General features: G+C 71.1%; 12 protein-coding genes. 7 read left to right on the top strand and 5 right to left on the bottom strand.

Annotated features, from left to right (window positions below; genetic code table 11):
• Window positions 1-123: 123 nt before the first annotated feature.
• Together ACLQ29_RS08975 and ACLQ29_RS08980 are read right to left on the bottom strand one after the other, a co-directional pair.
• The gene (locus ACLQ29_RS08975) at window positions 124-2,424 is read right to left on the bottom strand and encodes an esterase-like activity of phytase family protein (protein WP_425771146.1); all 2,301 of its coding nucleotides are present in this window, start codon (window positions 2,422-2,424) and stop codon (window positions 124-126) included.
• A 54-nt stretch (window positions 2,425-2,478) separates the two neighbouring features.
• Window positions 2,479-3,636: a hypothetical protein gene (locus ACLQ29_RS08980; RefSeq protein WP_425771147.1), complete on the bottom strand. Its 1,158-nt coding sequence runs from the start codon at window positions 3,634-3,636 to the stop codon at window positions 2,479-2,481.
• Between the two features lie 138 nt (window positions 3,637-3,774).
• On the opposite strand from ACLQ29_RS08980, the gene ACLQ29_RS08985 reads away from it, so the two are divergent.
• From ACLQ29_RS08985 to ACLQ29_RS08995, 3 genes are all read left to right on the top strand, one after another.
• A complete protein-coding gene (locus ACLQ29_RS08985; protein ID WP_425771148.1) occupies window positions 3,775-4,527 on the top strand; it encodes a TIGR03089 family protein in 753 nt (250 codons plus the stop codon).
• A 13-nt stretch (window positions 4,528-4,540) separates the two neighbouring features.
• Complete coding sequence (locus tag ACLQ29_RS08990) at window positions 4,541-4,885, top strand: type II toxin-antitoxin system HicB family antitoxin (protein ID WP_393367059.1); 345 nt, start codon at window positions 4,541-4,543, stop codon at window positions 4,883-4,885.
• Between the two features lie 225 nt (window positions 4,886-5,110).
• Complete coding sequence (locus ACLQ29_RS08995; RefSeq protein ID WP_425771149.1) at window positions 5,111-5,833, top strand: hypothetical protein; 723 nt, start codon at window positions 5,111-5,113, stop codon at window positions 5,831-5,833.
• Window positions 5,834-6,033: 200 nt separating this feature from the next.
• On the opposite strand, the gene ACLQ29_RS09000 is transcribed toward ACLQ29_RS08995, so the two are convergent.
• Window positions 6,034-6,405, bottom strand: coding sequence for a DUF4267 domain-containing protein (locus tag ACLQ29_RS09000; protein WP_393365799.1), 372 nt, complete (start codon window positions 6,403-6,405; stop codon window positions 6,034-6,036).
• An 88-nt stretch (window positions 6,406-6,493) separates the two neighbouring features.
• On the opposite strand from ACLQ29_RS09000, the gene ACLQ29_RS09005 reads away from it, so the two are divergent.
• Window positions 6,494-7,066: a TetR/AcrR family transcriptional regulator gene (locus ACLQ29_RS09005; RefSeq protein WP_425771150.1), complete on the top strand. Its 573-nt coding sequence runs from the start codon at window positions 6,494-6,496 to the stop codon at window positions 7,064-7,066.
• A gap of 51 nt (window positions 7,067-7,117) precedes the next feature.
• Here ACLQ29_RS09005 and ACLQ29_RS09010 read toward each other — a convergent pair whose 3' ends face one another.
• Complete coding sequence (locus ACLQ29_RS09010) at window positions 7,118-7,369, bottom strand: hypothetical protein (protein ID WP_425771151.1); 252 nt, start codon at window positions 7,367-7,369, stop codon at window positions 7,118-7,120.
• A 464-nt stretch (window positions 7,370-7,833) separates the two neighbouring features.
• Here ACLQ29_RS09010 and ACLQ29_RS09015 point away from each other — a divergent pair, with 464 nt between their 5' ends.
• Window positions 7,834-8,043 carry a winged helix-turn-helix domain-containing protein gene (locus tag ACLQ29_RS09015; protein ID WP_393365805.1) on the top strand — a complete coding sequence of 70 codons (210 nt, stop codon included), beginning with the start codon at window positions 7,834-7,836 and terminating at the stop codon, window positions 8,041-8,043.
• Between the two features lie 270 nt (window positions 8,044-8,313).
• On the opposite strand, the gene ACLQ29_RS09020 is transcribed toward ACLQ29_RS09015, so the two are convergent.
• Window positions 8,314-9,993, bottom strand: a complete 1,680-nt coding sequence (locus ACLQ29_RS09020; protein WP_393365807.1) for a DNA repair helicase XPB — start codon at window positions 9,991-9,993, stop codon at window positions 8,314-8,316.
• Between the two features lie 172 nt (window positions 9,994-10,165).
• On the opposite strand from ACLQ29_RS09020, the gene ACLQ29_RS09025 reads away from it, so the two are divergent.
• Both ACLQ29_RS09025 and ACLQ29_RS09030 read left to right on the top strand, forming a co-directional pair.
• Window positions 10,166-11,056, top strand: a complete 891-nt coding sequence (locus ACLQ29_RS09025) for a L,D-transpeptidase family protein (RefSeq protein ID WP_425771152.1) — start codon at window positions 10,166-10,168, stop codon at window positions 11,054-11,056.
• A gap of 96 nt (window positions 11,057-11,152) precedes the next feature.
• Entirely contained in the window at window positions 11,153-11,389 is a 237-nt protein-coding gene (locus ACLQ29_RS09030; protein ID WP_425771153.1) for a hypothetical protein, read from the top strand.
• Window positions 11,390-11,411: the final 22 nt, after the last annotated feature.

Genomic DNA, 11,411 nt, shown 5'->3' on the forward strand with positions numbered 1-11,411 from the left:
AACTGTTCGGCTCTCGCGTCGGCGGGACGGCCGCGGGTCGACAACCTCGTGCTGGAAGAGAAGGCGACCCGGCGTCCACGCCTGTGGACGCCGGGCCGAGGTGACTTCTCCGAGCGGTGCCGATCAGCGGCGTCCGAAGACCTTCCGGCTGGGGCCCAGCCGCAGGAGCACCGTCTCGCCGGTGGCGTCCTGCACTCCGTCGTTGTCGGTGATCGCGTACACCTCGCCGTTGCCGGCCACGGTCAGGCCCTCCAGCTTCTCCTGGGTCCAGCCGTTCGTGGCGCGCAGCGCGGGCAGCACGTCGACGGCGAGCGTCTTCGGCAGCACGGTCAGCGGGCCGGTCGCCGCCGCGCCCGGCAGCGGCACCGTGTAGATCCGCTTGACCGCGGCGGCCGGACCGTTGAGCTTGTCCCGCTCGATGACCGCGAGCCGGTCGCCGACCACGGTGATCTCGGAGAGGCCCATCCAGTCACCGGGCGTGCTGGTGGCGCCCAACTGGTAGCCGTACCAGCTCCAGGTGCCCGCGGTGACGTCGAAGCGGCCCAGCCGGACGATCCCGGCCGGGTCGGTGCTCAGCTCCCGCTGCACGGCCACCCAGACGATCTCCCGGCCCTGCCGGTCGGTGGTCGCCGTGACGCCCTCCAGGCCCTGCTTGCCCAGGCCGGCGGCGACCTCGGCGGGCAGCGCGACGGTCTGCCGGGTCACCCCGGCGTCGTCGAGCCGAACCAGCTTGTTCTCCGCACCCTTGGCACCCTCGACGGCGAGCCAGAAGCCGCCCTGCGGGCGGGCGACGATGCCCTCCGCGTCGTACCCGACCGGCACCCCGGTCGCGTCCTTGACCGGCAGCGCGCCGGTGATCACGGCGGGGGTCCGCTTCGCGTCGATGGTCAGGATCCGGGTCTGGCTGTACGCCGCGTCGGTGACGCTGTAGAGCTGGTCCCGCTTGCCCGGTACCGCGCTCAGCGCGCCGAGGGCACCCCAACCGATCGGCGTACCGGCCCGGTCGGTGCCGGAGACGATGCTCGGGAACGCGGGCGTGCCCTTGCCGAGTTGGAACAGCGACACCGAGGCCCGGACGTTCACCGAGGCGTCGTCCTCCTCGCTGGAGACCGCGAGCAGCCCACGGGACGGGATGGGCAGCAGCCCTTCCGGCCCGTTCGTGGTCGGCAGGATCTGCGTGAACACAGGTGCCGTCGGGCGGCTGAGGTCGTAGACGGCGACGAAGTTGCTGCGCTCCGAGCCGACGAACGCGTACCGCACGCCGTCGTACTCGGCGACGGCCACGCCCTCCGGCTCGGTGCCCTTCTTGCCGGCTCGGTCTTCGTTGTGGAGCCCGTACGTCACGGCGAGCCGTTCGAAGGTGTTGCCGGCGTCCCAGGCGACGCGGCCGGTGCGGCTGTCGAAGACCGACCAGCCCCGGGTGCCGCCGTGCCAGTCACCCTCGTTGGCCGTGGCCAGGTAACGGTCGTCGACCCAGGCCACCGCGTCCGGCTCGCGGGGCACGTCGGTGATGCTGCCGGTCAGGTCGATGACACCGTCCTTCCTGGTGTCGATCCCGTTGATCGTGGCGGTGCCGGCGCTGAACACCGTGGTGAGCCGGCCGGTGGGCAGGTCGATGAGGGCAACGCCGTTGTTCTCCTGGAGCGTCACGGCCAACTGGTTGCGGTTGTTGATCGAGACGTACTCCGGCTCGGGGTCGGTCGGCGCGGCGAGACCGGCCTGGGCCAGGGCGGGCAGGGCGCTCCCGTCGGCGCCGGTCAGCGCGACCGGGCGCAGCCGCCAACCGGCCGGGGACTTCCCGGTCAGGTCGACGATCTGCACGAAGCCGGCGGGCGCCTGGGGCAGGTCGCCCTCCTCGCCGCCGGGCGGGGTGGCCTCCTCGTCGCGCTCGTTCTCGATGGCGATCGCGGCGTACCGCCTGTCCTTGCTGATCGCGATCGAGTCGGGCTGGCCACCGAGGTCGAAGCTGGCCACCCGCTTGCGGCTGGCCAGCTCGATCACGTCGAGCCGACCCGACGGCGCGGTGAAGCTGCCGCTGGTGTTGACCACCACCAGCACGTACCGACCGACCACGGCGACCGAGGTGGGCTCGTCCTCGGCGTCGCCGAGCTGTGCCAGGGAGAGCGTGCCGAGGCCGCGCGGTCGGTCGGCGCGGGAGATGTCCAGGAAGCCGATGCGCCGGGCCAGCGCGTCGGTGTGGATCAGGGTGCGGCCGTCCTCGCTGACCGCCGAGATCTCGGCGACCGTCGGGGTCGCCGGGTCCTCACCGGCCGGACGGTTCTGGAACACCGGATACGTGGCGACCCGGTCGAAGGCGAGCGGCGGGTGGTGGTGCCCGCCTGCCGACGCGGGGGTGGCCCCGGTCAGGCTGGCGGCGGCGACACCGGCTGCGGTGAGCGCGGTGAATGCTCTTCTGAGAGTCAAGGACTTCCTCCGTTAGGTCGTACCCGCACGGAGGCTGACAGTTGTGGGGGAGCGTCAGCTTGCGCCGACATGAACAGTCGGCGAAGGTCGTCGCAGCCGCCACCAGGCACCCACGACCAGGGTGACCGTGACGACGGTGACCGCGATGTCGCCGGCCAGGGCCGCCGCCGGGCTCGCCGGGGAGTACGGCGGCACCACGTACGCGAACGCGGCGGCCATGACCAGGCCCGCGCTGCCGGCGACAAGCACGTGCCGCTGCCCCCAACCGCCGCGCGTCGACAGGTACGCGATCAGCCCTCCGGCGACGGCGGCGAGCGAAAGTGCGACGATCATCCCCGGCCAGCCGGGCGACAGGTCGGAGCCGAGGCGGACGAGGACGACAGGCAGACCCACCCAGAGCGGATGCGGCACCCGACGGCTCCGGCGCGGGCGGGGACGGCGCCAGCGAGGGAGCAGGGCCGTCGCGACGAGGGCAAGGACCAGCGACGCCGCGAAGGTCAGTTGGAGTGGGCTGGCCAGGAAGCCCTTGTCGTCGTTGATGTTCGAGAAGATGAACAGACTGCCGAGCAGGTAGATCAGACCGACGACGAGGAGACCGGGTCGGCCCAGCCACGGCCGAAGCCGGCGGTCCGCCCCGAGGAACGACTCGATGAGCACGATCGGCGCGCAGATCGTCAGCACGATGTGGTTACCCACGTAGTCGAACGCCTGCCGGAGGCTGAATTCGAGCCCCGGCACCAGTGTCGCCTCGGCGGCGGCCCGGGTGTCGGCGTACTGGGTGTCGTCGAGGAAGTCGGGGTTGAACAGTGACTGGTCGACAAGCCCGGCCTGGAGTACGCCGAACGCGGCGGCGAGCAGCACGATCGTCGGCCAGCCCGCGCCGAGGTGCCGGGCGGTCTCCCGGATCAGGATCGCCGCGCCGCCGTACATGGGACCCAGGAAGATCAGCACCGGGAGGAAGTCGTCGATGGCGAAGCCGCCCCACGAGCACTCCGCCGCCCACGGCGCGAGCAGCAGCAACGCGATGACGGGCAGGAGCCGCCGACGCAGCGGCAGCCGGCCGGTGGTGGCCGGGCGGTCTACGGTGGCGGGGCGGTCAGCGCTGGCGTGCCGGTCAGCGCTGGCGTGCGGGTCAGTGGCGACAGGATGGTCTGTGGTGGCGGGCCGCGGGGTGGTGGCGGGGCCGTCGGCGGGATCGGGTTCAGTACGCACGGGCGCTCCTCGGCGTTACGGGGCTCACCCGCACCGTGCGCCGGCCAGTCGGCCACTCGATACGGCCATCGGGCGACGACCGGCGCGACCAAAGTCGTTGCGTAGGGTGGGGTCGACGTCAACCCGGGGAGCGTGGAGATGCAGGCAACCGTCACGGACGAGCTGGCGGCCCAGCCCGCCGACGCCGAGCAGCCCCTGCTCAGTTACCGCGACGAGGCGACCGGCGAGCGTGTCGACCTGACCGCACAGCAGGTCGGTTCCTGGGCGGCGCGCAGCGCGAGCCTGCTGCGGGACGGCTGCGGTCTCGGCCCCGGCAGCCGCGTAGCGGTGCTGTTGCCACCGCACTGGCGTACCGCCGCGGTGTTGTTGGGCGCGTGGGCCTCGGGCCTGGCGGTGTCGTTCCGGCCGCGCGCCACCGCGGGCCTGGCGGTGCTCGAATCCGGCGGCGACCGGCCGTTCGACGCGGTCCTGGTGACTCCGCAGCGGCAGGACGACTGGCTGGAGGATGTGCCGGACGCGCCACACCGCTACCTCGTCGGCACCGGCCCGGGACGGTTGGCCGACGTGCCGCTGGGTTGGTTGGACTGGTCCGCCGAGGTGCTTCGCCACGGCGAGGCAACGCCCGACCACACCGCGATCCGCCCGTCGGACCCGGCCACCGCGGACGGCACCACCTACGGGCAGTGGGGCGCGATCGCCAAGGAGTACGCGAAGATGCTGGACCTGCGCGCCGGCGACCGGCTGCTCGTCGACGCCGCCGAGCACGAGGAGCCGTTGAAGTGGCTGCTCGCGCCCCTCTCGGCCGGTGCGTCCGTGGTGATCAGCGCCAACCTCGACCCAGCGCGACGGGACGCGATCGTCGCCGCCGAGCGGGTGACCCGCGTCCTCTGAAGGAGGCGATGTGATGCAACCCGACGCCCGTCCCGAGATCACGCATTACACATACCGCGTCACCTGGTCTGTCGATGACCAGGAGTTCGTCGCCACCTGCGCCGAGTTTCCGTCGCTATCCTGGCTGGCCCCCGCACAGGTGGAGGCGCTGCAAGGCCTTCAGCGTCTCGTGCAGGAGGTGATCGCGGACATGGAGGAGCAGGGCGAGGCGGTGCCGCAGCCATTCGCGGAACGAAGCTATTCGGGCAAGTTCAACCTCCGTGTCGGGGAGAGTCTGCATCGCGAACTCGCCATCGAGGCTGCCGAGGATGGGATGAGCCTCAACCAGTACGTCCTACGGAAGCTGCGCGCGGCCTGAGCAGTCAGACAATGCGCATGCTTTGATCAACTCGGCTTTGGTGAAACCGGGGCATCAACCTGTCCGGGATGCCGCGACTTTCTGGAAGCCGAGTTGATCGGGGTGCGTCACCCGTCCGGTGGAGGCCGTTCGTTCCGCCCGCTCTCACGTTTTTCCCGCTCCTACGCTTCGCCGAAGGCACGCACGGTCAGTGCGCCGGCCACTGTGCACGTTGGCGGAGGGGACATGGCGTCGAGGCGTACCCTGCGGGCTCTGGTTTCGGCGGTGGCCGGCGGCCTGTTCGCTCTCGGCGTGGTCGCGCCGGGTCCGGCGGCGGCGCCGCTGCCCCGCGCGGCCCAGGCCGACGGTCCCACCGCCCCCGACCCACGCGACCCGCGCCCACCGCTGCTTCCCGCCGACTTCCAGGGCACCGGCCGGTACATCGTGCGGGACCTCGGCATCGACGTGCCGTTCAGCTGGCAGGGCCGCAACGGCAACAGTCAGATGACCGCCGGCGGCCCGGAACACCCGATCTGGTTCACCAACCTGATCTACGAGAACACGCTCTACACGCTCACCTACAAGTGGCCGAACATCCCGCTCTTCCCGCCCCGCGCGTGCAGCAAGGTCCCGGGGTTCTTCAACCGGCAGATCTTCAACGACAAACTGAAGACCGCGCGGTACGTGGGACCGGAGGTCCTGCAGGGTGCCCAGGACCGGCACGTCGACCACTGGCGGGTCGGCGTCGTCGGCGGGTCCACAGTGCCAGGGGAGTTCTTCCGGTTTCCGCTCGCGCTCGGCGACATCTACGTCGACCAGCGGGACCCGACCCGGTGGTGGCAGGTGTTGCAGTTCGGCCTACAGAACCTCTTCGACCCGGAGTTGGACGAGTGGTTCACGATGGACACCTTCGACCACCACCCCGGCGAGGTCACCCTCCCCGACCGCTGCCCACCCCCCACGTCGTAACGCGCCCGCGTCGCCCGCGTCCGGCGGCGTCGCCCGCGTCCGGCGGCGGGTGCTCCCGCGCCTTGATCGACTCGGCTTCCGTGAAACCGCGGCATCAACCTGCCCCGGTTGCCCCGACTTTCAGGAGGCCGAGTCGATCAAGGCGCGGTCCGGCCTGGTCCGGCCTGGTCCGGCCTGGTCCGGCCTGGTCCGGCCGGTGGCTACAGGGCGAACAGTAGGGCGGCGTCGAGGAGGACGACGACGGCGGTGGCGAAGTGGATGCCGAAGGCTACGGCCTTCGTTCCGCCGTTGCGGAGCACGATGACGGTGTCGCCCAGCGGGACGAGCGCGACGACCAGCATGAACCAGGCGACCGCGTCGGCGCTGGTGAAGGCGATCAGGGCGAGGCCGAGCAGCCCGTAGCTGAGATCGCGTACTCCCTTGACGGTGAGGTAGGCCCGATCTCCGTCCGGCCGGGCCGGTACGCCGTACCCGGCAGCCGACGCGGTGGGCACCAGCAGGAACCGCACACCGATGAAGACGACGAAGAGGTTGAGCACGACGGCGAGCCCGTAGGCGAGGGGGGTCAACATGGTCCGCTCCAATTGCTAGCGCTGCTAGATGTAAGAGCGACGCTAGCAGAGCATCGACAGGATCGCTAGCGGTGCTAGAGTCACTGTCATGTCGACGCAGGCACGCCGGGAGCGCGACCGGGCGGAACGGGAACGGGCCATCGTCGCCGCGGCCCGCGACCTGGCCCTGACGGAAGGCTGGGACGCGGTCACCACCCGGCGGCTCGCCGCCGAGATCGAATACAGCCAGCCCGTCCTCTACAGCCACTTCAAGGGCAAGGACGCCATCATGGCGGCGGTCGCCGTCGAGGGCTTCGCCGAGCTGGCCACCGCGCTCGCCTCGGCCCGCGCCTCGGCCGCCGATCCCCGGCAGGCGGTCGCCGACGTCGCGGCGGCGTATGTCGCGTTCGCCGAGCGGCGTCCCGCGCTCTACGACGCGATGTTCACCCTCGCCGTGGACCTGCCGTTCGCCAGCCAGAGCGTCCCGACCGACCTGGCCCGAGGCTTCGCCGAGCTGGCCGAGACGGTGCGCCCCGCCGCCGGGGACGACGACCTGGAGACGTTCACCGAGACGTTCTGGAGCGGTCTGCACGGTCTGGTCACGCTGATGCGCAGCGGACGGCTCCGCCGCGCCGGCCACGAGCAGCGGCTGGCCGTGCTCGTGCGCGGCTTCTCCCGTTGAGCGGTACCACCCCGACCGGGTGAGTCGGCACGGCCGGCCGCCGGCTACGCGTCAGCGCGAGCGTCGCGCACAGCGCGCGGTGTGGTCGGTGGGCAGCCCACACCGCCCGCCGCCGGGCAGCGGTCGGTCACAGAACACCCAATGATGTACGCCCTGCTGGTCCTCCGCCGAGACGGTCACCCCGCCCGGTTCGACCCGCGCGGTGAGTCGGACCAACACCCGAGCCGCGGTACGCGCGAAGATCCGCGCGCGCAGCAGGTCCGGCGCGGTGATCGGCAGGTGGATCACCCAGCGGTCGCTCATCGGAGGCGGCGGTTCGTCGACCGGGCCGTCCGCGCCGCGGTCCGCTCTCGCGTCTGACGTTCTTCGTCGCGGGGGCCCGGCTGACGGATCAGGTTGCGCACGGTGACTGCCCTTCGTCGGATGGATCGACGTACGGGGGCGGCCTCCGCCGGTTGCGCTCGGCGGAGACCGCCCCGCCCTGCGGCCGCTCCGGAGGTGCGGCAGCAGGCCGCGCTGGGGGAGCGCGGCGGGTGAGGATCTCGGCGGTGATGCGAGACCAGTACGAGAGGCGCCAACCGACCGCAGCAGCACCGCATCACCGAGAGCGACGCTATTGCCACTGAGTCACCTATGTCAAGCATGTCTCCGAGTCATCTACCCACTTATGTCATCCGTGCTACATGCGTTGCCTGTGTCGAAGGAGCTGATCAATACTGGGCGGGCCAACCGACTGCAAGGGGCTCCACGTGCCTATCCCGCCCACGATGGACGAACTGCTCGACGATCTCCTGAAAAAGATCAAGGACGGTACCTACGCGCCCGGGTCGCAACTCCCGTCCGGGCGGGTGCTGGCAGATGAATACGACGTCTCCCAGTCCACGATCAGCCGGGCGGTGGCGAGGCTGCGTGGCGACGGTGTGCTGGTGGGTCGTCCAGGTCGCGGCGTCTTCGTCGCCGAGTCCCGCCGGCGTTGATCAGCTATACCGGCAGGACTCGCGGCGCGTGAGTTCGCGACGCGGGAGCTTCCGCCCGGCGGGTGTCTACGTGCCACCGCGTGCCGTGACCAGGGCATCGGCGAGCATCGTCCAGTCGGCTGGCTCGGCTGGCTCGGCTGGCTCGGCTGGGCATCGATCGACTCGGCTTTCGTGAAGTCGGGGCATCAACCTGCCCTGGACGCCCCGACTTCCTGCAAACCGAGTCGATCACGGCCGCCGGGAGCCGGCCGCGGGCCGCCGGGTGGCGGGTCAGTCGATGGACGGCAGCGACGGGCCGAGGACGTCGTCGGCGTCGACGATCGTGTACGCGTACCCCTGCTCGGCGAGGAAGCGCTGCCGGTGCGCCGCGTACTCGGTGTCGATCGTGTCCCGGGACACCACCGTGTAGAAGTGCGCCTGCCGCCCGTCGGCCTTCGGCCGGAGCACCCGCCCCAACCGCTGCGCCTCCTCCTGCCGCGACCCGAACGTCCCCGACACCTGGATCGCCACCGCCGCCTCCGGCAGGTCGATGGAGAAGTTGCCCACCTTCGAGATCACCAGGGTGCGGATCTCACCGGTGCGGAACGCGTCGAACAGCCGCTCCCGCTCCTTGTTCGTCGTCGAACCCTGGATGATCGGCGCGTCGAGATATTCGCCGAGCTGGTGCAGCTGGTCGATGTACGCCCCGATCACCAGCACCTGGTCGTCCGGGTGCCGGTCCACGAGCGCCTTCACCACCGGCAGCTTCGTGCGGGCGGTCGCCGCCATCCGGTAGCGCTCCTCGGCCTCCGCCGTCGCGTACGACATCCGCTCCGCGTCGGTCAGGGTCACCCGGACCTCGGTGCACTCGGCCGGGGCGATCCAGCCCTGCGACTCGATGTCCTTCCACGGCGCGTCGTACCGCTTCGGGCCGATCAGGCTGAACACGTCACCCTCGCGGCCGTCCTCGCGTACCAGCGTCGCCGTCAGGCCCAGCCGACGACGGGCCTGGAGGTCCGCGGTGAACCGGAAGATCGGCGCGGGCAGCAGGTGCACCTCGTCGTAGACGACCAGACCCCAGTCGCGGGCCCCGAACAGGTCCAGGTGGGTGAACGCGCCGCCGCGCCGCGAGGTGAGCACCTGGTACGTCGCGATGGTGACCGGGCGGATCTCCTTGCGCTCGCCCGAGTACTCCCCGATCTCCTCCTCGGTCAGCGACGTGCGGGCGATCAGCTCCCGCTTCCACTGCCGGCCGGCGACCGTGTTGGTGACCAAAATCAGCGTGGTCGCCTTCGCCTCGGCCATCGCCGCCGCGCCGACCAGTGTCTTGCCGGCGCCGCATGGCAGCACCACCACACCCGACCCGCCGGCCCAGAACGCCTCGACGGCCTCCCGCTGGTACGACCGCAGCGTCCACGGCTTGCGCCCGTCCTTGCCGGCCTCGGCCAGCTCGATCGGGTGCGCCTCGCCGTCCACGTAGCCGGCCAGGTCCTCCGCCGGCCAGCCCAGCTTGAGCAGCGCCTGCTTGAGCCGGCCACGCTCGGACGGGTGCACCCGGATCGTGTCGTCGTCGATCTTGTCGCCGAGCATCCCGGCGAGCTTCTTGCTCTTGGCCACCTCGATCAGCACCAGCCGGTCCAGCGCGCGCAGCACCAGCCCGTACGCGGGGTCGTTGGCGAGTTGGAGCCGCCCGTACCGGTCCATCGTGTCGGCCACGTCCACGAGCAGCGCGTGCGGCACCGGGTAGCGGGAGTACTTGAGCAGCGAGTCGACGACACCCTCAGCGTCGTGCCCCGCCGCCCGGGCGTTCCACAGGCCCAGCGGGGTCAGCCGGTAGGTGTGCACGTGCTCCGGTGAGCGCTCCAGCTCCGCGAACGGCGCGATCGCCATCCGGCAGGCCTGCGCGTCGGGGTGGTCGATCTCCAGCAGCAGCGTCTTGTCCGACTGCACGATCAGTGGTCCACCGCTCACGCCAGCGTCCTCTCCTCGGTTGGCCGTCCGGCTGGAACGGGTCGCATACCCGCCGCTGGCCGACCATCCAGTGTTGCACGATGTGGGATCTCCGAAGAAAGATGCTCACCGGCCGCAACCGTGACGGCACTCACGAACGTCTAGTAATGGGACGAGAGTTGGGGAGGTTCGAGTGCGACGTGTCCGAATCACTTCCCGACTGGTCGCCCTGGTGGTGGTTGTGCTGGTCGGCGCCGGTGCGTGCGCGTTCGATCCGCAGTCCGGTGGGAGTGGTGGCGGGGGAGCCGCCCCAGCCGGTGCGGCGGAACAGGCAACGGGGGCGAGCGCCACGCCCGGCCCGGACCAGCGCGGCCGGCCGACACCGGCCGCACCCACCACCCCCACGCCGAAGGCGACCCGGCCCCCGGCGCCGAAACCCACCCGGAGCGCGACGCCGAAGCCGACCACCACCACCGGTGCGCCGACGGTCGCCGGCTGCCCGCAGGGCCAGCACCAGCGCGAGGTGGAGACCTACCTGGCCCGACTGGGTGGGTTCGGGGCCGTGACCGTGGACGGGCGGCAGTCCGCCGCCGACTGCGCCGCGATCAAGAAGTTCCAGAAGAGGTACGGCATTCGCCCCGTCGAGGGTCGCGCCGGACCGACCACGTACGACGTGGCCCAGCGCCTCGCCACCACCGACCCGGCCCGGTGCAGGGCCGGCACGGGCACCACGTTCTGCGTCGACCTGACCCGGCAGACCGTCTGGGCGGTCCGTGGCGGCAAGGTGATCATGCCGCCGACGGTGACCCGCACCGGCATGGCCGGCTACCGCACCCCGGCCGGCACGTTCACCGTCAACTTCCGCAACCCCAAAGAGTGGTCCGACCCGTACGAGGTGTGGCTGCCGTACTGGCAACACTTCACCCAGGGCATGGGCTTCCACGAAACCACCACCTACCTGCACGACACGTCGATCGGCTCGCACGGCTGCGTCAACCTGCTGCACGCCGACGCGGTCCGAATGTGGGAGCTGGGCAGGGTCGGCACCCGGGTGGTGCTGATCGGCCGCCGCGCCGGCACCTGACCGACACCCGGCGAATCACGGCGTTAACCCCTGTCCGACAGGTCTTTCGAGTGTCACGCTGGGAGGCCAGGGCCGGACCGGGCGGGGAGGCTGGGCATGACGGTCGACCGTGAGGTGATCCCGGAGCACGACCAAACACCACCCGACGAGGTGTCCCGCGCGACAGTGATCGCCTATGCCGTCGCCGCGACGCTCCTGGTCGGGTGGTTCCTCTTCGGCTGGCTGGTGCTGCGCCAGGGCTTCGTCGACTCGGTCGGGGAGTCCGCCGGCGCGGGCTTCGCGCTGCTGTTGATCATCTCGGTGGTCGGCACCTTCCGCCGCAGCCGCCGCTGACCGGCCAGCCACACAATGTCGC

The organism is Micromonospora sp. DT228 (assembly GCF_049841595.1).
GTDB lineage: Bacteria > Actinomycetota > Actinomycetes > Mycobacteriales > Micromonosporaceae > Micromonospora.

Coding starts and splice junctions, on each gene's coding strand:
- ACLQ29_RS09015 (WP_393365805.1), top strand. CDS start 7,834: ATGGACGAACTGCTCGACGATCTCCTGAAAAAGATCAAGGACGGTACC.
- ACLQ29_RS08995 (WP_425771149.1), top strand. CDS start 5,111: ATGGCGTCGAGGCGTACCCTGCGGGCTCTGGTTTCGGCGGTGGCCGGC.
- ACLQ29_RS08985 (WP_425771148.1), top strand. CDS start 3,775: ATGCAGGCAACCGTCACGGACGAGCTGGCGGCCCAGCCCGCCGACGCC.
- ACLQ29_RS09010 (WP_425771151.1), bottom strand. CDS start 7,369: ATGAGCGACCGCTGGGTGATCCACCTGCCGATCACCGCGCCGGACCTG.
- ACLQ29_RS08990 (WP_393367059.1), top strand. CDS start 4,541: ATGCAACCCGACGCCCGTCCCGAGATCACGCATTACACATACCGCGTC.
- ACLQ29_RS09000 (WP_393365799.1), bottom strand. CDS start 6,405: ATGTTGACCCCCCTCGCCTACGGGCTCGCCGTCGTGCTCAACCTCTTC.
- ACLQ29_RS09005 (WP_425771150.1), top strand. CDS start 6,494: ATGTCGACGCAGGCACGCCGGGAGCGCGACCGGGCGGAACGGGAACGG.
- ACLQ29_RS09030 (WP_425771153.1), top strand. CDS start 11,153: ATGACGGTCGACCGTGAGGTGATCCCGGAGCACGACCAAACACCACCC.